The following is a 20,257-nucleotide window of genomic DNA, read 5'->3' as shown; positions in this document are numbered from 1 at the left end:
CCCTCGGAGGCCTGACATGACCGACCAGCCGGTGCGCACCGGGACCGACGGCGACGTCTGGCGGGTGACGCTGGACTCCCCGGCCACCGGGAACGCCGTCGACCCGGCGATGGCGGCGGCGCTCGGCGCGGCCCTGCGCGCCCGCCCGCCGCGGACGCGGGCGGTGCTGCTCCTGGCCGAGGGCGAGCGCTTCTGCGTCGGTGGCGACGTGCGCGGGTTCGCGGCGGCGCAGGACCCCGGCGCCGAGGTGGGCCGCCTGGCCGCCGACTGGCACGAGGTCGTCCGGGCGCTGCTGGCCGCGCCGGTGCCGGTCGTCGCCGGCGTGCACGGCGCGGTCGCCGGGGCGGGCGTCGGGCTCCTGGGCGCCTGCGACGTCGTCGTGTGCGCCCGGTCGACGAGGATCCGGCCCGCCTACGGCGCGATCGGCTTCTCCCCCGACGGCGGCACCTCGTGGACCCTGGCGCACGCCCTCGGACCGGCCCGCACCCTGGACCTCACCCTGACCGACGGCACGCTGGACGCCGCGGAGGCGCACGCCTGCGGCCTGGTCGCCCGGGTGGTGGCGGACGACGACCTGCGGGACGCCGCCGTCGCGCTCGCGCACGCGCTGGCGGCCGGTCCGGTGCGGGCGATGGTGCGCACCCGCGCGCTGGTCCGCGGCGCCGCCGTCCGCACGCTCGACGAGCACCTGGACGACGAGGCACGGCTGATCGCCGAGTCCGCGGCCGACCCGGAGGGTCGCGAGGGTGTGCGGGCCTTCGTCGAGAAGCGCCGGCCGGACTTCCGGGCCGCGGACTGACCGCTCCCCCGGCCAGGTTGCCGCCGAGCCGGCCGGGTAGCACCCAGCGGGGAGCGGGCCGGGACACCGGCCCCCGGCAGCACCGGCACGAGGAGGCGGCATGGGCCTGCCAGGACGCGACGAGGCACGGAACTGGGTCGGCTGGACGGTGGTCGACCGGGAGGGTGCCGAGCTCGGCGCCTGCACCGCCGTCCTGGCCGACGACGCCACCGGCCTGCCCGAGTGGGTGTACGTCGAGGTCGAGGGGGTCAGCGCGGTCGTCCCAGCCGTGGACGCCGACGGCTCCGAAGGGCGGGTGACGGTCACCGTGACCCGCGCCCAGGTATCCGGCGCCCCCTCGGTGGGCACCGGCCGCGAGCTGACCCAGGACCAGGAGTCCGCCCTCTACCGGCACTACGGCATCGACGCCTCCCGGGAGGCCTCGCAGACCCTCCTGCCCGCGGGCCGCGCGGCGGAGGACGGCGGCGGGGCGGACACCGGCGTCGCAGCCGGTACGGCCGCCGCGACCGACACCACCGCCCCCGCGGACACGCCGGCCACGGGCAGCCGCGGAACGGTGGGCGTCGCGGTCGCCCTGGCCGCGGTGGCGGGGATCGGCGTGGCTCGGGCACGGCTGCGGCGCCCGGCCGTGCCGCAGCCGTGGCACCGGCGGTTGTGGGCCCGTCGTCCGTGGGCGCCCCGCCCGCCCTCCCGCGCCGAGGTGCTCGCCGGGCAGGTCCTCGCCCTGTCCGCGCGGACGGCCGAGGGCGCCCGGCACCTCGGCCGCACGGCGGCGCCGCTGGCGGTGGCCGCGGCCGAGTCCGCCCGGCACAGGGCGGTGCGGTCCGCGGAGGAGGTGCGACACCTCGGCCACACGGCCGCGCCGCTCGTCCTCGCCGCGGCCGAGTCGGCCCGGCACCGGACGGTGGTCGGCGCCGAGGAGCTGCGCCACCTGGGCGCGCTGGCCTCGCAGGCCGCGGTGGCCGCCGTGGCCCGGGCACGGAGCTGACCTCCGACCGGACGCGAGAGAGCCCCGCACCGGACGGACCGGGCGGGGCTCTCTGCGTGTCGGGGTGGAGCTGAGGGGATTCGAACCCCTGACCCCCTCGATGCGAACGAGGTGCGCTACCGGACTGCGCTACAGCCCCTGACGGGAGACGAGCTTACCGCCCGCCTCCGCCGGCGCCGCCGACGGGGGGCGGCGCCGGTGCGTCGGTTCAGCCGTTGGCGACCCGGCGCGGCTGGTAGACGTCGATGTCGGCGAAGCCGATGTCGTCGTCGTCCAGGCCCACGACGGCGCTGTTCTGCCAGCCGGCCGGCGCGGCGGTGCGGGCGGCCACGACCCGGCCGGGGCGCAGCGGGTGCACCGGGGCGAGCGGCAGGCTCGGGTGCGGCAGGCCGACGGTGGAGTGCACCTCCGCGGCCGGCTCCTCCTCGACGGGGGCCGGGCGGGGCCCCGGCACCGGACGCGCGGCAGGACGGGCGACGGGCCGGCGCGCGGTGCGGGCTGCGGCCCGGGCGGCGCGGCGGGCGGCCAGCCGCTCCCGGCGCGCGGCGGCCCGCAGCACCATGAGGTAGGCGACCACCAGGACGTCGAGCACGCCCTGCGCTATCCACAGCCACGGGCTCCAGGCCAGCGCCCCCACGAGGGCCACCAGCGTGAGGCCCAGCAGGCCGGCCAGCGTGCGGCGGCGGACCGCGTGGACGTCGACCCGCAGCTCGCCGGAGGTCACCAGCGCGGCACGGTCGATGGACACCCGCTCGGTCTCCGCGAAGACCGCGGGGTCGACCGTCCGCCGCCGCTGCAGCGTCCGGCCGGCGTCGGCCCCCGTGGCGTCGGCCGCCGAGGAGTCACCGCGGGTCACCACCATGGGCACCAGCACGACGAACCACAGCACGACCAGAGCGGCCAGCAACACACCCGAACCCATCCTGAACACCACCCGTCACATGCGTCACCTGCCGGGCGAAGTTACGGCCTGACCTCCTCCGTTCGAGGGAGGCGCGCGGGCGTGTCACGGAGAGTCGTGTGACTGGAGTGCCGCGACGTCGGCGTGTCGACTCGGCGACACGCACCGGCCGGTCCTCAGCGTGGTAGGCGCGCCTGCCAGCGGGCGAGCACGCCGCCGGGCACGTCCTCGGCCAGCAGCGCGAACGTGTCGTGGTCCCGCCAGTCGCCGTCGATGTCCAGGTACCGACGCAGCAGGCCCTCGTGACGGAACCCCAACCGGTGCACCAGCGCCCGGCTCGGGGCGTTCTCCGGGCGGATGTCGGCCTGCACGCGGTGCAGCCGCGCGGGCCCGAAGGCGTGGTCGCACACCAGCGCCACGGCCAGCGAGGCCATCCCCCGGCCGGCGACGGCGCGGTCGATCCAGTAGCCGAGGTTGCCCGAGCGCAGCGCGCCGCGGACGACGTTGTCGATGGTCACCTGCCCGGCCAGCCGGCCCTCCACCCGGACGACGAACGGCAGCGACATGCCCATCGCGGCCCGGCGCAGCGCCGCCCGCCGCATCACCCGGTAGGCCGCCGGCGTGTGCCGCGCCGCCCAGGGCCCCGCCGCGGTCGGCTCCCAGGGCGCCAGCCACGCCTCGTTGGCCACCCGGACCCGGCTCCAGTCCTCGGCGTCCCGCCGGCGGGGCGGGTGCAGCTCGACCGGCCCCCAGCTCAGGCGGGCGGGCCAGCCGGGCCGGAGGGCGGGGTCGACCACGGCGCCGCTCAGCCGCCGAGCAGCAGGGGCATGACGGTGACCAGCCCGCCGGCGGCCACCTCGGTGACGTCCTCGTCCACCACGATCAGGCAGTTGGCGCGCGCCATCCGCGCCAGCATCGCCTCGTCGCCGTCCCCGAGGGGCTCGACCACGTAGCCGCCGTCGGGGTGCCGCATGACCTGGCCGTGCAGGTACTGCCGGTAGCCCAGCGGCGAGAGGATCCGCTCGGCGGCGATGGCCTGCACGGTGCGGCGGAACAGCTGGCGCTTGCCCAGCATCATCCGGATCGCCGGGCGCACGAACACCTCGAAGGCCACCAGCGCCGCCACGGGCTCGCCGGGGACGCAGATGACCGGCACCGCGTCGCGGCCGAGCCGCCCGAAGGCCTGGGCGGGTCCCGGGTGCATCGTCACCTGCGAGAACTGCACGGGGCCGAGGGCGGCGAGCGCCTCCTGCACCGGGTCGCCCTCGCTGGCGAAGGTGCCGGCGACGAGCACCAGGTCGCTGCGCAGCGTCTGGCTCTCCAGCACCTCGGAGAGCCGGCGCGGGTCGGCCGGGAGGATGCCCCACCGGTAGGCCTCGGCCCCGGCGTCGCGGGCCGCGGCGGCCAGCGCGTAGCTGTTGACGTCCACCACCTGGCCGGGGCCGGGGACCGCGCTGATGTCGACGAGCTCGCCGCCCGCGGAGAGGACGGCGACCCGCGGCCGCGGCCGCACCTGCACCCGGTCCCGGCCGACCGCGGCGAGCAGGCTGATCTGCGCCGGGCCGATCGGGGTGCCCACCTGCACGGCGGTCGTCCCCGGCGCGACGTCGTCCCCCGCGCGGCGCACGTAGCCGCCGGCCTCCGGGCCGGCGTGCACGGCGACGGTGGCCATGCCGCCGTCGGTCCACACCCCCGGGACGACGACGTCCGCGCCGGCCGGCAGCATCGCGCCGGCGGCCACCTTCTGCGCCATCCCGGGACCGATCGACGCCGGGCCGGTGGGGCCGGCGACGGTCTCCCCCACCACGGAGAGGCGGGCCGGCTCCGCGGGGGTGGCGCCCTCGACGTCCAGGGCGCGGGCGGCGTAGCCGTCGAGCGCGGCCTGGTCGAAGGCCGGCAGCGCGCGCTGGCTGACCACCTCCTCCGCGCAGAGCAGGCCCTGCGCGTCGAGGACGGCCAGCTCGATGGGGTCCGGCTGCGGCACCGCGGAGAGGATCTCGTCGAGGTGCTGCTCCACGCCGATCGGCGGCGCCGGCTCGGGGGCCGCGGGCGGCGGCGGGACCGCGCCGCGGTCGATCGCCGTCGTCGCGTGCACGGGGGCATCCGCGACGTCGGCGTCGACGGCCGGCGAGGGCGCTGGCACGTCCCGCACCGAGGTGCCCTGGCGCAGGTCCAGCGCCGTGGTGTCCCGCTGCCCCGCGGCCGTCCCGCCCCTGCCGTCCTCGGTCATGCCCACCACGGGGGTCGATGCTGCCCCCTGCGGGCCTCCGCTCAGGCCTCCGACGCGCCCGCAGCGGGCAGGTCGGCCACGAACTCCGCCAGCCAGGCGCGGAAGCCGGGGCCGAGGTCCTCGCGCTCGCTGGCCAGCTGGACGACGGCCTTGAGGTAGTCCAGCCGGTCGCCGGTGTCATAGCGGCGGCCGGAGAACACCACGCCGTGCACCGGCTCGCCGCGCTCGACGAGGGTGGCCAGGGCGTCGGTCAGCTGGATCTCCCCGCCGCGGCCGGGGGCGGTCTCCCGCAGGACGTCGAAGACCTCGGGGGCCAGCACGTAGCGGCCGATGACGGCCAGGCTGCTGGGCGCCTCGTCGACCGGCGGCTTCTCGACCAGGCCCGTGATGGTGACGACGTCCGAGCCGCCGGGCTCGACGGCGACCGCGCCGTACTTGTCGATGTTCTCCCGGCCGACGTCGAGCAGCGCCACGACCGAGCCGCCGTGCTCGGCCTGCACCTGCAGCATCTGCTCGAGCAGGTGGTCGCGGGCGTCGATGATGTCGTCACCGAGGAGGACGGCGAACGGCTCGTCCCCGACGAACGCGGCGGCCTGGAGCACCGCGTGGCCGAGCCCGCGCGCCTCCCCCTGCCGGACGAAGTGCACCTGGGCGATCTCGGTGGAGGCGTGCACGGCCTCGAGCCGGGCGGCGTCGCCCTTCTTCTCCAGCGCCGTCTCGAGCTCGGGCTGGCGGTCGAAGAAGTCCTCGATCGCGGCCTTGTTGCGCCCGGTGACCATGAGCACCTCGCCGAGCCCGGCGCGGGCGGCCTCCTCGACGATGTACTGGAGGGCCGGCCGGTCGACCACCGGCAGCAGCTCCTTGGGCACCGCCTTGGTGGCCGGCAGGAAACGGGTCCCCATCCCGGCGACGGGGATGACGGCCTTCCGCGTCGGGCGGGCACTCGGAGTCGGCATGCGCGCGAGCCTAGTGACAGGGGCCGGGCGCGCCTCCCGGGCGGTCGGACCGGGGCCTCCCAGGTGGGCTGGCTAGCCTTCGACGGTGACCTCCGCGGACGACGTGATCGAGGCCAAGGTCGCCCTCCGCGCCCGGTTCCTGGCCCGCCGCGAGGCCCGCCCGGCGGAGGAACGCGCCGCGGCCGGCGCGGCGGTCACGACCGCCCTGCTCCGCGGCCTGGGGGGCACGCGGACGCTGGCGGCCTTCGTCCCCGATCCGAGCGAGCCCGGTGCCGGCCGGCTGCCGGCGGCCTTCACCCAGCTGCGCTCGCGGGTGCTGCTCCCGGTGGTCCCGCCCGACGGCCGGGAGCTGTCCTGGGCCGTGGACACCGGCCGCCTCGCCCCAGGCCGCTTCGGCCTGCTGGAGCCGGTCGGACCACGCCTGGGGGCCACCGCGATCGGTGCCGCCGAGGTCGTCGTCGTCCCCGCGGTGGCGGTCGACCGCACCGGGGTGCGCCTGGGCCGCGGCGGCGGCTACTACGACCGGGCCCTGCAGCACGTGCGGCCCGGCGCCCGGCTGGTGGCCCTCGTCTTCGACGACGAACTGGTCGACGAGCTGCCCGTGGAGCCGCACGACCGGCGGGTCACCGCCGTGGTGACCCCCTCGGGCGGCTGGCTCGACCTGGCCTGATCCCGGCCGCCGTCTCAGCCGTCCTCGGCGGCGAGCAGGGGGACGTCGGAGACCAGGTCGATGTGCGCGGTCATCGCGGCCGCGGCCGCCGGTGCGTCTCCCGCCCGGATGGCCTCGGCGATCGCGCGGTGGCCGGCCAGGCTGCGCGACGGGCGGCCGTCCTGGGACAGCGACTGGATCCGGCTGTCCCGGACCAGGTCGGCGATCTCGGCCATCAGCCGGCCGAGCAGCGGTGAGTGACCGGCCGCCGTCACCGCCGCGTGGAACCGCTCGTCCCCGCCGACCCCGCGCCCACCGGCCCGTACGTCCTCGGCCATCGCCTCCAGTGCGGCGTCGATCTCGGCGAGGTCGGCCTCGGTGCGGCGGTGCGCGGCCAGAGCCGCCAGGCGGACCTCGAGCGCCTGCCGTGCCTCGATGACGTCGCCCAGGTCGTCGCGGCGCGCGCGCAGCGCCGCCAGCACCGCCTCGGTGCGCGGCGCGGCGAGCAGGACGGTGCCGTCGCCGTGGCGGACCGACACCACGCCGGTCACCTCCAGGGCGACGAGGGCCTGGGCCAGGGTCGCGCGGCTGACCCCCAGCCGGGCGGCGAGGTCCCGTTCGGCCGGCAGCCGGTCCCCCGGTCCGAGGCCGCCCGCGTCCGCCCAGGCGATCAGCTGCTGGACCACCTGCTCGTACAGGCGCGGGGACCGGCGGAGCGGCTGCAGGCCGTCGGGGGGCATCGCGGTGGGCTCACCGGGCGCGGACACGATCACCTCCCTGCATGCTGTGGCGTGGTCCATGACACAGTGTCCCCCGCGTCAGTGGCTAGGCCACTGATCCACTGAAGCGGGTGTCCAGCCCTCCGACGCCGTAGGAGCTCCTCGTGTCACCGGAGATCGTCACCATCCTGGCGCTCGTCGTGATCTTCGCGATCGCGACGTTCCTGCCCATCAACATGGGCGCGCTCGCGTTCGTCGCCGCCTTCGTCGTCGGCACGCTGTCGGTGGGGCTGAGCACCGACGACATCCTCGGCGGCTTCCCCGCCGAGCTCGTCCTGACCCTGATCGGCGTCACGTACCTGTTCGCGATCGCGCAGAACAACGGCACCGTCGACCTGCTCGTGAGAGGCGCGGTCCGGCTGGTCGGCGGCCACGTCGCCGCCATCCCCTGGGTGATGTTCTTCGTCACCGCGCTGCTGACGGCGATCGGCGCCCTCTCCCCCGCCGCGGTGGCGATCATCGCGCCGATCGCGCTCGGCTTCGCCGCGCGGCACGGGATCAACCCGCTGCTCATGGGCATGATGGTCATCCACGGCGCCCAGGGCGGTGGCTTCTCCCCGATCAGCGTCTACGGCGTCACGGTCAACGAGATCGTGGAGACCGAGGGACTACCCGACAGCGCCGTCGCGGTGTTCCTCGGCAGCCTGTTCTTCAACCTGGCGATCGCGGCGGTCCTCTTCGTCCTGTTCGGCGGACGTCAGCTCATCGGGCGCAAGGTCTCGACCGCCCCGGCGGCGGAGGAGGTCCACGCCGAGCACGGTTCCGGACGCGGGCCCGAGGTGCGCGGCCACGGCGCGGCGCCCGGTCCCGCCGTGGGCGGGGACGACGGCCACGAGGACCACCCCGACCGGCCGCAGCCGGTCACCTTCGAGCAGGTCCTCACACTGGTCGGCCTCATCGTGCTGGCCGTCCTGGCCCTGGGCTTCGACCTCGACATCGGGTTCGTCTCGATCACCGTCGCCGTCGTCCTGGCCCTGTTCTCCGCCCAGCGGCACAAGGGCGCGGTCAGCCAGATCAGCTGGTCCACCGTGCTGCTGATCGCCGGCGTGCTCACCTTCGTGTTCGTGCTCCAGGAGGCGGGCACCATCGACTACGTCGGCGAGGGGGTCACCGGCCTCGGCGTGCCGCTGGTCGTGGCGCTGCTGCTGGCCTACATCGGCGGCGTGGTGTCGGCCTTCGCCTCGTCGACGGCGATCATCGGCGTGGCCATCTCGCTCGCGGTGCCGTTCCTCCTCGCCGGCGAGATCGGCGCGGTGGGTGTGATCGTGGCGCTCTCGGTCGCCTCGACGATCGTCGACGTCAGCCCGTTCTCCACCAACGGCGCGCTGGTCCTGGCGGCCGCCCAGGGCGTCGACAAGGACCGCTTCTACAAGCAGATCCTGGGTTACGCGACGATCGTCGTCGTCGTGGGACCCCTGCTCGCCTGGCTCGTGTTCGTCGTGCCCGGCTGGCTGTAGACCACGAGAGGGAGGCACCCGTGCCCGGACCCCTGGACGGCGTCCTCGTCGTCGACCTGACCCGCGCCCTCGCCGGGCCGCACGCCGGGATGATGCTCGGCGACCTCGGCGCCCGCGTCATCAAGGTGGAGAACCCCGGCAGCGGGGACGACACCCGCGGCTGGGGCCCGCCCTTCCTCCACCCGGAGGGTGCCGAGCGGGAGTCGACGTACTTCCTGTCGACCAACCGCAACAAGGAGTCGGTCACCCTCGACCTGAAGGACGACGGCGACAAGGAGCTCCTGCGCGAGCTCGTCCGCCGCGCCGACGTGCTGCTGGAGAACTTCCGCCCCGGCACCCTGGAGCGCCTCGGCTTCGGCACCGACGTGCTGGAGCAGCTCAACCCGCGGCTGGTCGTGCTCTCCATCAGCGGCTTCGGCCACGACGGGCCCGAGGGCGGGCGGGCCGGCTACGACCAGATCGCGCAGGGCGAGGGCGGGCTGATGTCGCTGACCGGCTCGGGCCCCGACGACCCGCAGCGGGTCGGCGTCCCGATCGCCGACCTGCTGGCCGGCATGTACGGCGCGTACGGGGTGCTCGCCGCGCTCGTCGAGCGGCAGCGCACCGGCCGCGGCCAGGTGGTGCGCACCTCCCTGCTGGCGGCGATCGTCGGCGTGCACGCCTTCCAGGGCACCCGGTGGACGGTCGCCGGCGAGGTCGGCCGCGCGCAGGGCAACCACCACCCCTCGATCGCGCCCTACGGCCTGTTCCACTGCAAGGGCGGCAGCGTGCAGCTCTCCTGCGGGTCGGAGGGGCTGTGGCGGCGGCTGTGCACCGAGTTCGGCCTGGACGCCGAGGCGCCCGGTCTGGCCACCAACGGCGAGCGCGTCGACCACCGCGACCAGGTGATCGAGCTGCTGGAACGGACCTTCGCCGACCTGACGCCCGAGGAGCTGCTCGCCCGCCTCGCGGGAGCCGGCGTCCCGGCGGGCAAGGTGCGCACCCTCGACGAGGTCTACGGCTGGAACCAGACGCTGTCGCAGGGGCTGCTGGTCGACGTCGAGCACCAGACGCTCGGCCGGCTGCAGCTGCCCGGCCCGCCGCTGCGCTTCTTCTCCCCCGGGCCGGACGGCGAGACCGAGACCACCCGGCGTGAGCACGCCGCGCCGCCGGTGCTGGGCGCGTCGAACGAGGCGATCCGCGCCTGGCTGGCCCAGTGACCCGATCCCTGGACGCCCGCGCGCTGCGGGACCTGGTGCTCGACCCGGGCTCCTGGAAGAGCTGGGACTCCCCCGTCCCGGCCCGGGACGTGCCGCAGTCCTACGCCGCCGAACTGGCCCGGGCGGCGGAGGCCACGCGGCAGGACGAGTCGATCATCACCGGGGAGGGGCTGCTCCGCGGCCGGCGGGTGGCGGTGATCGCCGGGGAGTTCGGCTTCCTGGCCGGGTCGATCGGCGTGGCCGCCGCGGAGCGGCTCATCGCCGCGGTCGAGCGGGCCACCGAGGAGGGGCTGCCGCTGCTGGCCGCCCCGGTGTCCGGCGGCACCCGGATGCAGGAGGGCACCGTCGCCTTCCTGCAGATGATCGGGATCACCGCCGCGATCGCCCGGCACAAGGAGGCGGGGCTGGCCTACCTGGTCTACCTGCGGCACCCCACGTTCGGCGGCGTCCTGGCCTCGTGGGGGTCGCTCGGCCACGTGACCATCGCCGAGCCCGGCGCCGCGATCGGCTTCCTCGGCCCGCGGGTCTACCAGGCGCTCTACGGCGAGCAGTTCCCCGAGGGCGTGCAGACCGCCGAGCACCTCGCCGAGCACGGGCTGATCGACGCCGTCGTCCCGCACGAGGAGATCGCCGAGGTCGCCGACCGGGCGCTGCGGGTGCTGGCCGCCCGGCAGACCTGGCACCGCGACGTCGCCAGCGCGGAGCCGCCCACGCCGGAGGACGGCACCGACGCCGACGACCCCGAGGACGGGCGCAGCGCCTGGCAGATCGTCACCGCCTCCCGCCGCGAGGAGCGGCCCGGGGTGCGACGGCTGCTGCGCACCGCGGCCACCGACGTCGTCGGCCTGTCGGGCACCGGCGCCGGCGAGAAGGACCCCGGGCTGCTGCTCGCGCTGGCCCGCTTCGGCGGCGCGCCGTGCGTCGTCCTCGGCCAGGACCGGCGCGGGCAGTCGCTGTCGGCGCCGCTCGGGCCGGCCGCGCTGCGCGAGGCCCGGCGCGGCATGCGGCTGGCCGCCGAACTGCGGCTGCCGCTGGTCACCCTGATCGACACCCCCGGCGCGGCGCTGTCGAAGGAGGCCGAGGAGGGCGGGCTGGCCGCCGAGATCGCCCGCTGCCTGCAGGACCTGGTGATGCTGCGGGCGCCCACGCTCGCGGTGCTGCTCGGTCAGGGCACCGGCGGTGGCGCGCTCGCGCTGGTGCCGGCCGACCGGGTGCTCGCCGCGGCCAGCGGCTGGCTGGGCCCGCTGCCGCCGGAGGGCGCCTCGGCGATCGTGCACCGCACCGTCGACCGGGCCGGCGAGATGGCCGCGCACCAGGGGGTGCGGGCGACCGACCTGTGGCGGGCCGGGATCGTCGACCGCGTCGTCCCCGAGCGGCCGGACGCCGCCGACGAGCCGGTCGAGTTCTGCCGGCGGCTGGGGCGGGTGCTCGGCGAGGAGCTGGCCAACCTGCTCGGGCGGGACGACGGCGAGCGCTTCCGCACCCGCCTGCACCGGTACCGCCACCTCGGCCGCTGAAAGAGGACCCCGTCCTCTCCCCCCGTCGATGATCAGGTCACCTGATCGTCCTGCGTCCTGGCTCACCGTCGACCGTGAGCCAGGACGCGCGTCGGTGAGCCAGGACGGCGACCCCGAGCGCGCCGCGAGCGTCGGTCAGCCGGCGTCCGCACCTCGCAGGCGCAGGCTGTGGTCGGGGTCGAGCCGCTCGAGCACCGCCTGCAGGGCGTCCCCGAGGGCGCGGGTCTGCTCGTCGGTGAGCGGGTCGAACAGCGCCGCGCGGACGGCGTCCACGTGGCCGGGCGCGACCGACCGGACGACGTCCCACCCGGCGTCGGTCAGGACGGCGACGTTCCCCCGCCCGTCCTCGGGCGAGGGCTCGCGGCGCACCCAGCCGCGCTCCTCCAGGCGGGCGACGGTGTGCGACAGGCGGCTCTGCGACTGGTTGGCCCGCCGCGCGAGGTCGCTCATCCGCCGGCTGCGGCCGGGCGCCTCGGACAGCATGGCCAGGACGACGTAGGCGGCGTGGCTGAGCCCGGCGTCGCGCTGGAGCTGGGCGTCGAGGACCCGCGGCAGCAGCTCGGCGACGCTCAGCCACGTCCGCCAGACCCGCTGCTGCTCCTCGTCGAGCCACCGCTGCGCCACATCCGGGACGGTACTGGTGGGCGCCCCTGCTCCGGCCGGGCGGCGGTCACCCCTCGGCGCGGAGGTCAGCGCAGCGGGATGTCGTGCTCCGGGCCGCGCTCGTCGTCCGCCCGCGGACCGTGCCAGCGGCGGTCGGTCTCGGCGATCGGGACGTCGTTGATGCTGGCCTCGCGGCGGCGCATCAGGCCGCGCTCGTCGAACTCCCACAGCTCGTTGCCGTAGCTGCGGAACCACTGGCCGCCGTCGTCGTGCCACTCGTACTGGAACCGGACGGCGATGCGGTCGTCGGTGAAGCCCCACAGGCTCTTGCGCAGCACGTAGTCCCGTTCCCGCTCCCACTTGCGGGTCAGGAACGCCACGATCTCCGCCCGGCCGGTGAGGAACTCGTCGCGGTTCCGCCAAACCGAGTCCTCGGTGTAGGCCAGGCTCACGCGGTGCCGGTCGCGGCTGTTCCAGGCGTCCTCGGCGGCCTGGACCTTGGCGAGCGCGCTGTCGCGGTCGAACGGCGGGAACGGCGGGCGGGGTTCGGTCACGGCGGCGCTCTCCTGCGGGGGTCGGGGACCCCTGGATCCTGCCCCGGCGCAGGGGTGGCCGCCCGTCCGGCCGGGTGCAGCCATGGGTTGCGGACCTGCAGGTCCGCGCGGCGGTTCCTCCCCCGCCACACAGGTGGACCGGCCGGCGACGCAGCACGGGTGCGGCGGACCTCGCACCGCCGTCTCCCACCCGGGCTCGTTGCCGGTCGTCGGCAAGGTCCGACCCCGTGAGTTCACCGGCCGCTGCCGTGTCCCGGTCAGCAGCGCGCGGGCATGGTGGGCTCAGGTCCGCGGAGGGCGTGGCACATCCCCGTTCTCGCAGGCCTCGGCTGCCGGGCGCCACGTGTCCGTGCGGCGGCGGTGCTCGACCCGGTCATCGCCGCAGGCCGGCCGGCCTGGTGCCACCTGCTCCAGCCGGCCCGGCCCGTGCGGACACGCACTGACCGACGAGAGGAGGGGTGACTCCGGTGGACGCGCTGACCCTGCGGGCGCCCGACCCGGCCGCTGCCGTCGTCCCCGCCGAGTCACCCACGCGCCGGCACTCGCCGGTGACCGGCGGCGAACTGCTGGCCCTGGCGCTGAGCCTGCGGGCTCGCGGGTTGCGCGGCCTGGACGTGCTGCGACGCAGTCAGGACCGAGCGCCACCGACGAGGCCCTGACCCGTCCGGGTCGTCCGGTCCTCGTCCTGCGCGTCCCGCTCCCGGTGGGACGCGTTTCTCGTCATCCCAGGAGACCTCCATGACCGCGCTCACCACCCCCACCACCACGTCCCAGGCCACGGACTGGGCGCCCTTCCGGACCCTGCTGGAGGCGCAGCGGGCCGACTGCGTCCGGCAGCGCGAGCTGGCCCTGACCGAGATGGCCACCTCGGTGCCGGACCCGGTCGCGGTCAACCGCGCGGCCACCCTGTTGCGCACCATCGAGGACATCGACGCGGCGCTGGAGCGGATCGCCGCCGGCACGTACGGCGTGTGCGTGCACTGCGCGGCCGCCATCCCCGCCGAGCGGCTGGAGTTCCGGCCCTTCGCCGCTGCCTGCGTCTCCTGCCAGCAGAGCCGCTGAGCGGTCCGCGCCGCGGCCGCGTGTCCCGGCGCGGCCCGCCTCCAGCCATCCACCTGCTGGGCAGCCACCGTCCACCACCGCACCTGCGTCGGCGTCGGGGCAGATCGCGTGCCGGTCGCTGCCCGGTCGACCCGTCCCGGCGCTCCGGTCGCCGGGGAAGGAGCGGGCATGTCCTCGTCCCAGCACGGTCCGGTGTTCGTGCCCGGCTCCCCGCGGCAGGTCGCGGTCGTCGGCGGCGGCATGGTCGGCCTCTCGTGCGCCTGGTTCCTGCAGGAGGCCGGCGTGCAGGTCACCGTCTACGAGCGCGACGCCGTCGGCGCCGGCGCTTCGTGGGGCAACGCCGGGTGGTTGACCCCGGCCCTGACCGCGCCGCTGCCCGAGCCGGCGGTGCTGCGGTACGGGCTGCGCGCGGTGCTCGGTCCCCGCTCGCCGGTGTACCTGCCGCTCCGCGCGGACCGCACGCTGCTGCGCTTCCTCACCGGGTTCGTCGCCCACAGCACCGCACGACGGTGGCAGGCCGGGATGGCCGCGTACGTGCCGCTGAACGAACGGGCGCTGGAGGCCTTCGACGTCCTCGCCGCCGCCGGGGTGGCCGCCGTCACCCACCCGGCGCGGCCCTTCCTGGCCTGCTTCCGCCGCGAACGCGAGGCCGAGCGGCTCTGCGCCGAGCTGGAGGCCATCCGCGACGCCGGCCAGGACGTCAGCGGCCATCCGATCACCGGCTGGCGGGCCCGGGCGATGGAGCCGGCGCTGACCGACCGGGTGGGTGCGGCCGTGCAGATCCACGGCCAGCGGTACCTGCACCCACCGGAGTTCGTGCGGTCCCTGGCCCACGCGGTCCGCTCCCGCGGCGGCGAGCTGGTCGAGGGTGTCGGCGTGGCCGATGTGCAGCACGCCGGCGGCCAGGTCGCCGTCGTCACCACCAGCGGCCACCGGCAGCGGCGCGACGCGGTCGTGCTCGCCACCGGCGCCGAGCTCGGCCGGCTGGCCGGCCGGTTCGGCGTGCGGTGCCCGGTGCAGGCCGGGCGCGGCTACAGCTTCAGCGTGCCGGTGGAGCGGATGCCCCGGGGCCCGCTGTACTTCCCGACCCAGCGGGTGGCCTGCACGCCGCTCGGCGGGCGGCTGCGGGTGGCCGGGATGATGGAGTTCCGCCGCCACGGCGCGCCACTGGACCCGCGCCGCGTCACCGCGATCGTCGACGCCGTCCGCCCGTTCCTGACCGGGGTGGACCTGGACGAGCGGCGCAACGAGTGGGTCGGCTCCCGCCCGTGCACCCCCGACGGGTTGCCGCTGGTCGGCGCCACCGCCTCCCCGCGGGTGTTCGTCGCCGGCGGCCACGGCATGTGGGGCATCACGCTGGGACCGGTCACCGGGCAACTGGTCGCCGAGACCGTGCTCAAGGGCGAGGCCCCACCGGAACTGGCCCCGTTCGACCCGCTGCGCTGACCGCCCCGCACGCCCACCCGTCGGCGGCCACCCCCAGCCGCCGGCGGGTGGGTTCAATCCCGCCCTGGAGTCGCTCCGTGCCGTACCCCCCCGCCCACCGGCCCGTTCCCGATCACGAGCGGCTGCTGCTGTCGGTGCGCACCGTCCCCGACCCCCGCCCCGGCCGCGTCGTCGTCGAGGTCGTCGGCGCGGTCGACACCTCCACCGCCCCTGTGCTCGAGCTCTGCCTCACCTCGCAGGCCCGCCGGCCCGGCCTGCGCGAACTGTTCGTCCACCTCGGGCAGGTGACCTTCCTCGGCGCCGCCGGGGTCGCCGTGCTGGCCCAGGCGCACCGCCGCTGCCGGATGCGCGGAGCCCGGCTGGTCGTCCGCACCGGCGGCCGTCGCCGCGTGGCCCGCTCGCTCCAGCTCGCCAGACTCGCCGATCCGGTCGCCGTCGACCCGGCCGACACCGGGCTCCCGCGGCCGCGGGACCCGCGGACGTGGGGGCGGCCGCGGACGACGACGCGCCGCCCCGCGGCGCGCCGACCGCGACGGGTGTGCCGGTGAGCGGCACCGCGCGGCCGCCGCTGCCGATGCGCGCCGCGGCGGCGGCCTACCGGTTCCGGGAGAGCCTGTTCGCCCTGCCGGCCCTGCTCGTGGTCGCCGGCATCGGCGTGGCCGAGGTCGCCGGAGCGGTGGACCGGGCCGTGGGCGAGCGGGCCGTCCCGGGGACCCTGACGATGCCCAGCAGCACCGCCACCTGGCTCCTGAGCACCGTGGCCGGCGCGACCATCACCACCGCCGGGGTGGTGTTCCCCCTGACCGTGGTCAGCCTGCAGCTGGCCAGCAGCCAGTTCAGCCCCCGGGTGATGCGTTCGTTCATCCGCGATCGGCTCAGCCAGGTCGTCATCGGCCTGCTGATCGCCACCTTCGTCTACTGCGTGCTGATCCTGCGCCGCGTCGACGGCGACGCCACCGGCCCGGCGCCCCGGGTCTCGCTGACCGTCGCCGTCGTGCTCACCGTGGTGACCGTCCTGCTCATCGTGGCCCACCTGGACCACCTGGCCCACGGCCTGCAGGTCGGCGAGGTCGTCCGCCGGATCAGCGAGGAGGGCCGGCACGTCCTGCGGGCGGCCCAGCAGGACACCGGGACCGGGCGGCCGACCGCGGCGCGCACCCCGCCGGTCGGTGGTCGCGTGCTGACGGTGCCCGCGCCGCGCGACGGCTGGATCACCCAGGCGCCCAGCGACCGGCTGCTGGCCGCCGTGCCACCGCGCACCACCGTGCGGCTGGACACCCGGACCGGCGCCTACGTGCACGCCGGTGAGCCCCTGGTGACGGTGTGGCCGGCGCCGGCCGACGCCGGTGCGGTGGCGCGGCGGCTGGCGGCCACGGTGCTCATCGACGACGTCCGGACGATGCAGTGCGACGTCGACTTCGCCCTGCGGCAGCTGGTCGACATCGGCCTGCGCGCGCTGAGCACGGCGATCAACGACCCGACCACCGCCGTCGAGGTGACCGTGCGGATCGGCAGCCTGCTCCGCCGGATCCTCACCGCCCCCGCCCCGGCCGACGCGGTCACCGGCCCCGGCGGGCGGCTGCTGCTACGGCCCTGGCAGCTGTCCGGCGCGGAGTACGTCGCGCACGGCGTCGACCAGCTCCGCCACGCCGCCCCCGCGCAGCCGCAGGTCGCCGCCGCGCTGCTGCGCGTGCTGCGCATGCTCATCGCCCACGTCGAGACCGCCGGCCGGCCCGAGCACGCGCCGGCGCTGCGCCGCCAGATCGACCTGCTGCTCCACGCGCTCCGCACGACGCCGGGCCTGCACCCGGCCGACCTCGCACGGCTCGAGGCGATCGCCACCGACGCCGACCCGGCCGACCACAGCCACCGGTGGGCGCCGGCGCCCACGGGAGCGCCGGCGCCCACTCGGGCGCTCAACGGCCACCGGACGCCCGGTCCGCGGTGACCGGACCGTTCCCGCCGGCCGGCTGGGCCCACCACGACGGTCGCCGTCGTCACCAGGGCGACCGACTCCATCGCCGGCTCGCGGTGGGCGCCTACGTCGCCAGGCGGCGGGCCACCAGCTCCACGCAGTGCCGGGCGGTGACCAGACCCAGCAACCGGCCGTCGTCGTCGACCACGGGGACCGCGTCGGTGTGCGCGAGCAGCATGGTCCGGGCCACCGTCGCCAGGTCGTCCCCGGGACGCACCTGCGGTCGCGGTCCTCGGTGCACCAGCCGACGCAGGGGGATCCGCTGCGCGCCGAACGGGCCGGGCGGCCAGGCCAGCGCGAGCTCGCGGTCGTCCAGCACACCGACCGGGTGCAGCTGGTGGTCCACGACGACGAGGTGCCGGTTGTCCGGTCCCCGCAACCGTGCCCACGCGCCCCACAGGGAGGTGCGTTCGTCGGCGGCGGGTGGCCGCGGGTTCATCACGTGCGCTGCGGTCAGGACACCGGACCCCCGGCCGTGGACGGCGAGGGCGGCCGGCGCGGTGGACCGCGGGGGCAGCGGTGCCCGCGGCACTCCGCCGTCGATGGCGGCGACGTCACCGCCCGCTCGCTGACCGGTCATCGCGATCTCTCCTCTCGGACGTCCCCCCGTCGGCGGACCCCGGCAGCGCGGCCTGGGGCGCTCGAGGTGGTGCTCATCCGCCGTCCCCCCGGCGCCGCAGGCGCCGGCGCCAGGGCTTCTCCCTCGGCCACCGCGCGGCCCGGCCCGTGGTCGACGGCTCCCCTGGGGGCGGCCCGCCGGGCGCGCTGCCGCTCAGCAGCGGCCAGTAGCGCCACAACGCCGACCCCAGCGCGGCCGTGGCGAACAGCGCCAGCCCTGCGGCGTGGACCCCGAAGAGGACGAGGAGGACGGCGGCCCAGAAGCTGCCGATGACCAGCACGGGCGCGTCCTCCAGCGTCCGCGGCGTCGACCGCGGCGGGACGTCCGCCATGCGGGCGGCGGGGGGCTCCTCGGCGTCCTCGGCCCAGAACCTTTCGATGTCGTCCCACACGCGCTGCTCGTGATCGCTGAGCACGGCCACCTCCTCGCCGACCTCGACCATCCCCGCCATCGGGACCGCCCGCTACGGGTCCACCCGGTCAGATGCGGCACGCTGACCTTGCCGATCCCCGGCAAGCCACGACGCCACAGCACCGGCCCGCTTGCCGATCGCGCGGGGGAGAAAGGAGTGCCTCATGACCCGCAACGCCGCACGTCCGCCCACCGGCCCAGCCGCCGCGGCGCCGGAGGAGTGGCTCGCCTCGGTCGGGAACTCGGCCGCGGCCGCCGTGCAGGCGCCGGCCGACCTGCTCGGGGAGTACCTGCCACTGCTGGCCGACGCCGCCATCCACGGGCGTGGCGCCGAGGCGTGGGAGCTCGACGCGGTCCGCGAGCTCGGCCGGCGCGCGGCCGCGCAGGGTGTCGGCGCGCGCCGCGCGGTGGACCTGTACCTGTCCGCGGCGTGGCGGCTGTGGCGGCACCTGCCGGTGGTCGCACGCTCCAGCGATCCGGAGAAGGTCCGCGCCGCCGCCGAGGCCGTGCTGCGCGTCCTCGACGACGCCGTCGGCGTGCTCGTCGACGGCCACCAGGCCGAGCGCCGGGAGATGATCCGCCGCGAGGAGGCCGTCCGGGCCGAGTTCGTCGACGACCTGCTGCGCGGTGACGCCGACGTCTCCCGGATGGTGGAGCGCGCCGAGCCCTTCGGCATCGACCTGGGCAAGCCGCACCACGTCGCGCTGGTCGCCGCACGCGACGCCGAGGCCACCGTCGACCGCGCTGCCACCGCCCTGGAACGAGCCGTGGTGGACCGGTTCGGTGACCGGGAGGTGCTGGTCGCGGTCAAGGACGGCCGCATCGTCGTCGTGGTGCCCGGCGCGGACACGGCTGCGGGCGCCGCCTCCCGCGGCGCCGACATCGGCGCCCTGCTGCAGCAGGACCTGCGGCGGCTGCGCACCCCCGGCCGGTGGCGGGTGGCCGCCGGCCGCGCCTTCCCCGGCGTGTGGGGTGTGCCCCGCAGCTACGAGGAGGCCCGGGAGGCTCTGGCCGTCGCCGACCGGCTGGGCCTGGACGCCGACGTGGTGCACGCCCGCGACCTGCTGGTGTACCGGGTCCTCGGGCGTGACCAGGCGGCGATCGTGGACCTGGTCCGTGACGTCCTCGGCCCGCTGGAGCGCGTCCGGGGCGGCGCGGACGTCCTGATCGACACGCTTCAGGGCTACTTCGACGCCGGTGACGTCGCCACCGAGGCCGCCCGCCGGCTGCACGTCTCCGTCCGCACCGTCACCTACCGGCTGGCCCGCGTCGCCCAGTTGACCGGCCACCACGTGTCGCGGCCCGATCAACGGTTCTCCCTGCAGGCGGCCGTGCTCGGTGCCCGGCTGCTCGAGTGGCCTCCGAGGCCGCTGCCGAGCGAGCCGTGAGCGCCGGCCGCGCCGCGCACGACCGAGCTGGGTAGACTGGTCTACCCAGCTCGCCGAAACGAGGGAGCCGTCCGTGTCCGACCGTGGACCGCAGCAGGCCGTGGCGACCCAGCCGCCGGCGAAGCCGTCCCGCGGCTCGGCCCGGGCCCGGCTGCTGGCGGCGGCAGCGGAGTGCTTCTACGACCACGGGGTCACCGGCACCGGGATCGACACCATCACCGCCGCCGCGGGCGTGGCGAAGATGAGCCTGTACAACAACTTCGCCGGCAAGGACGACCTGGTCCTGGCCTACCTCGAGGCGCGGCACGAGGAGTGGCTGGGCCTCTACCGCCGCCGGCTGGCCGACGCCACCGACCCCCTCCAGCGGATCGCCGCGGTGTTCGACGCCTACGTCGACCACGCCGAGCTGGCCCACCGGCACGGGTTCCGCGGGTGCGGGCTGCTCAACGCGGCGGCCGAGCTGCCCGCCGGCGCCCCCGGGCGGCAGCTGGTGCGCCGGCACAAGGAGGAGGTCGAGGCGCTGCTGGCCGCCCACCTCGCCGAGGTCGACGGGCTGCCGGCCGAGCGGGTCGCCGACCTGGCCGAGCAGCTGTCCTTCCTGCTCGAGGGGGCGATGGCCCGGGCCGGGCTGGAGGGCGACTCCCGCCGGCTGCACCGGGTCCGCGAGCCGGCCCTGCAACTGGTGGCCGCCGCCACCGGCGGGGCGGCGCGGTGAGGCCCGGCG

General features: G+C 76.6%; 22 protein-coding genes and 1 tRNA gene. 13 read left to right on the top strand and 10 right to left on the bottom strand.

What is annotated here, in order from left to right:
• Positions 1–16 precede the first annotated feature (16 nt).
• Positions 17–799 carry an enoyl-CoA hydratase/isomerase family protein gene (locus ACI78Z_RS05560; RefSeq protein WP_457035531.1) on the top strand — a complete coding sequence of 261 codons (783 nt, stop codon included), beginning with the start codon at positions 17–19 and terminating at the stop codon, positions 797–799.
• Positions 800–899: 100 nt separating this feature from the next.
• A complete protein-coding gene (locus ACI78Z_RS05555; protein WP_457035530.1) occupies positions 900–1,787 on the top strand; it encodes a hypothetical protein in 888 nt (295 codons plus the stop codon).
• A 65-nt stretch (positions 1,788–1,852) separates the two neighbouring features.
• On the opposite strand, the gene ACI78Z_RS05550 is transcribed toward ACI78Z_RS05555, so the two are convergent.
• The 5 genes from ACI78Z_RS05550 to galU form a co-directional block, all read right to left on the bottom strand.
• A tRNA-Ala gene (locus ACI78Z_RS05550) sits at positions 1,853–1,926 on the bottom strand.
• Positions 1,927–1,995: 69 nt separating this feature from the next.
• The gene (gene sepX / locus ACI78Z_RS05545; protein ID WP_457035529.1) at positions 1,996–2,709 is read right to left on the bottom strand and encodes a divisome protein SepX/GlpR; all 714 of its coding nucleotides are present in this window, start codon (positions 2,707–2,709) and stop codon (positions 1,996–1,998) included.
• A 155-nt stretch (positions 2,710–2,864) separates the two neighbouring features.
• Entirely contained in the window at positions 2,865–3,485 is a 621-nt protein-coding gene (locus tag ACI78Z_RS05540) for a GNAT family N-acetyltransferase (RefSeq protein WP_457035528.1), read from the bottom strand.
• Positions 3,486–3,493: 8 nt separating this feature from the next.
• On the bottom strand, positions 3,494–4,918 hold the full coding sequence (gene glp / locus ACI78Z_RS05535; protein ID WP_457035527.1) for a molybdotransferase-like divisome protein Glp: 1,425 nt from the start codon (positions 4,916–4,918) through the stop codon (positions 3,494–3,496).
• Positions 4,919–4,959: 41 nt separating this feature from the next.
• Positions 4,960–5,874 carry a UTP--glucose-1-phosphate uridylyltransferase GalU gene (gene galU, locus ACI78Z_RS05530; protein ID WP_457035526.1) on the bottom strand — a complete coding sequence of 305 codons (915 nt, stop codon included), beginning with the start codon at positions 5,872–5,874 and terminating at the stop codon, positions 4,960–4,962.
• 85 nt (positions 5,875–5,959) lie between these two features.
• Here galU and ACI78Z_RS05525 point away from each other — a divergent pair, with 85 nt between their 5' ends.
• Entirely contained in the window at positions 5,960–6,544 is a 585-nt protein-coding gene (locus ACI78Z_RS05525; RefSeq protein ID WP_457035525.1) for a 5-formyltetrahydrofolate cyclo-ligase, read from the top strand.
• 14 nt (positions 6,545–6,558) lie between these two features.
• On the opposite strand, the gene ACI78Z_RS05520 is transcribed toward ACI78Z_RS05525, so the two are convergent.
• Positions 6,559–7,290: a FadR/GntR family transcriptional regulator gene (locus ACI78Z_RS05520; RefSeq protein WP_457035524.1), complete on the bottom strand. Its 732-nt coding sequence runs from the start codon at positions 7,288–7,290 to the stop codon at positions 6,559–6,561.
• Between the two features lie 116 nt (positions 7,291–7,406).
• On the opposite strand from ACI78Z_RS05520, the gene ACI78Z_RS05515 reads away from it, so the two are divergent.
• The 3 genes from ACI78Z_RS05515 to ACI78Z_RS05505 are packed head-to-tail and all read left to right on the top strand — an operon-like array spanning position 7,407 to position 11,475.
• On the top strand, positions 7,407–8,759 hold the full coding sequence (locus tag ACI78Z_RS05515; protein WP_457035523.1) for an SLC13 family permease: 1,353 nt from the start codon (positions 7,407–7,409) through the stop codon (positions 8,757–8,759).
• A gap of 20 nt (positions 8,760–8,779) precedes the next feature.
• Complete coding sequence (locus ACI78Z_RS05510; RefSeq protein WP_457035522.1) at positions 8,780–9,958, top strand: CaiB/BaiF CoA transferase family protein; 1,179 nt, start codon at positions 8,780–8,782, stop codon at positions 9,956–9,958.
• Positions 9,955–11,475: a carboxyl transferase domain-containing protein gene (locus tag ACI78Z_RS05505; protein ID WP_457035521.1), complete on the top strand. Its 1,521-nt coding sequence runs from the start codon at positions 9,955–9,957 to the stop codon at positions 11,473–11,475. The genes ACI78Z_RS05510 and ACI78Z_RS05505 overlap by 4 nt, the downstream gene beginning before the upstream one ends.
• A 135-nt stretch (positions 11,476–11,610) precedes the next feature.
• On the opposite strand, the gene ACI78Z_RS05500 is transcribed toward ACI78Z_RS05505, so the two are convergent.
• Positions 11,611–12,099: a MarR family winged helix-turn-helix transcriptional regulator gene (locus ACI78Z_RS05500; RefSeq protein ID WP_457035520.1), complete on the bottom strand. Its 489-nt coding sequence runs from the start codon at positions 12,097–12,099 to the stop codon at positions 11,611–11,613.
• A gap of 65 nt (positions 12,100–12,164) precedes the next feature.
• A complete protein-coding gene (locus tag ACI78Z_RS05495) occupies positions 12,165–12,632 on the bottom strand; it encodes a nuclear transport factor 2 family protein (RefSeq protein ID WP_457035519.1) in 468 nt (155 codons plus the stop codon).
• Positions 12,633–13,099: 467 nt separating this feature from the next.
• Here ACI78Z_RS05495 and ACI78Z_RS05490 point away from each other — a divergent pair, with 467 nt between their 5' ends.
• The 5 genes from ACI78Z_RS05490 to ACI78Z_RS05470 all read left to right on the top strand — a co-directional run bounded on the left by ACI78Z_RS05490 (position 13,100) and on the right by ACI78Z_RS05470 (position 17,088).
• Positions 13,100–13,291: a hypothetical protein gene (locus ACI78Z_RS05490; RefSeq protein WP_457035518.1), complete on the top strand. Its 192-nt coding sequence runs from the start codon at positions 13,100–13,102 to the stop codon at positions 13,289–13,291.
• Between the two features lie 79 nt (positions 13,292–13,370).
• On the top strand, positions 13,371–13,694 hold the full coding sequence (locus ACI78Z_RS05485) for a TraR/DksA family transcriptional regulator (RefSeq protein WP_457035517.1): 324 nt from the start codon (positions 13,371–13,373) through the stop codon (positions 13,692–13,694).
• Between the two features lie 168 nt (positions 13,695–13,862).
• The gene (locus ACI78Z_RS05480) at positions 13,863–15,140 is read left to right on the top strand and encodes an NAD(P)/FAD-dependent oxidoreductase (protein WP_457035516.1); all 1,278 of its coding nucleotides are present in this window, start codon (positions 13,863–13,865) and stop codon (positions 15,138–15,140) included.
• 77 nt (positions 15,141–15,217) lie between these two features.
• Positions 15,218–15,688, top strand: coding sequence for an STAS domain-containing protein (locus tag ACI78Z_RS05475; RefSeq protein WP_457035515.1), 471 nt, complete (start codon positions 15,218–15,220; stop codon positions 15,686–15,688).
• Entirely contained in the window at positions 15,685–17,088 is a 1,404-nt protein-coding gene (locus ACI78Z_RS05470) for a DUF2254 domain-containing protein (RefSeq protein ID WP_457035514.1), read from the top strand. Before ACI78Z_RS05475 ends, ACI78Z_RS05470 begins: the two co-directional genes overlap by 4 nt.
• Before the next feature lie 91 nt (positions 17,089–17,179).
• On the opposite strand, the gene ACI78Z_RS05465 is transcribed toward ACI78Z_RS05470, so the two are convergent.
• Positions 17,180–17,695 carry a CBS domain-containing protein gene (locus ACI78Z_RS05465; protein WP_457035513.1) on the bottom strand — a complete coding sequence of 172 codons (516 nt, stop codon included), beginning with the start codon at positions 17,693–17,695 and terminating at the stop codon, positions 17,180–17,182.
• Positions 17,696–17,768: 73 nt separating this feature from the next.
• A complete protein-coding gene (locus ACI78Z_RS05460; RefSeq protein WP_457035512.1) occupies positions 17,769–18,176 on the bottom strand; it encodes a DUF3040 domain-containing protein in 408 nt (135 codons plus the stop codon).
• 133 nt (positions 18,177–18,309) lie between these two features.
• Between ACI78Z_RS05460 and ACI78Z_RS05455 the strand changes: the two genes are divergently transcribed.
• Together ACI78Z_RS05455 and ACI78Z_RS05450 are read left to right on the top strand one after the other, a co-directional pair.
• The gene (locus ACI78Z_RS05455; RefSeq protein WP_457035511.1) at positions 18,310–19,533 is read left to right on the top strand and encodes a PucR family transcriptional regulator; all 1,224 of its coding nucleotides are present in this window, start codon (positions 18,310–18,312) and stop codon (positions 19,531–19,533) included.
• A gap of 73 nt (positions 19,534–19,606) precedes the next feature.
• Positions 19,607–20,248, top strand: coding sequence for a TetR/AcrR family transcriptional regulator (locus ACI78Z_RS05450; RefSeq protein ID WP_457035510.1), 642 nt, complete (start codon positions 19,607–19,609; stop codon positions 20,246–20,248).
• The last annotated feature ends 9 nt before the right edge of the window (positions 20,249–20,257 follow it).

This window comes from Geodermatophilus sp. SYSU D01176, from assembly GCF_054050015.1.
The sequence above is the reverse complement of the archived record's forward strand: the minus strand, read 5'-3'. Positions and strand labels throughout refer to the sequence as shown.

Excerpts from the sequence above, each read along its gene's own strand:
- ACI78Z_RS05560 (WP_457035531.1), top strand. The coding sequence starts at position 17 with ATGACCGACCAGCCGGTGCGCACCGGGACCGACGGCGACGTCTGGCGG.
- sepX (WP_457035529.1), bottom strand. The coding sequence starts at position 2,709 with ATGGGTTCGGGTGTGTTGCTGGCCGCTCTGGTCGTGCTGTGGTTCGTC.
- ACI78Z_RS05480 (WP_457035516.1), top strand. The coding sequence starts at position 13,863 with ATGTCCTCGTCCCAGCACGGTCCGGTGTTCGTGCCCGGCTCCCCGCGG.
- galU (WP_457035526.1), bottom strand. The coding sequence starts at position 5,874 with ATGCCGACTCCGAGTGCCCGCCCGACGCGGAAGGCCGTCATCCCCGTC.
- ACI78Z_RS05485 (WP_457035517.1), top strand. The coding sequence starts at position 13,371 with ATGACCGCGCTCACCACCCCCACCACCACGTCCCAGGCCACGGACTGG.
- ACI78Z_RS05465 (WP_457035513.1), bottom strand. The coding sequence starts at position 17,695 with ATGACCGGTCAGCGAGCGGGCGGTGACGTCGCCGCCATCGACGGCGGA.
- glp (WP_457035527.1), bottom strand. The coding sequence starts at position 4,918 with ATGACCGAGGACGGCAGGGGCGGGACGGCCGCGGGGCAGCGGGACACC.
- ACI78Z_RS05455 (WP_457035511.1), top strand. The coding sequence starts at position 18,310 with ATGACCCGCAACGCCGCACGTCCGCCCACCGGCCCAGCCGCCGCGGCG.
- ACI78Z_RS05460 (WP_457035512.1), bottom strand. The coding sequence starts at position 18,176 with ATGGTCGAGGTCGGCGAGGAGGTGGCCGTGCTCAGCGATCACGAGCAG.
- ACI78Z_RS05555 (WP_457035530.1), top strand. The coding sequence starts at position 900 with ATGGGCCTGCCAGGACGCGACGAGGCACGGAACTGGGTCGGCTGGACG.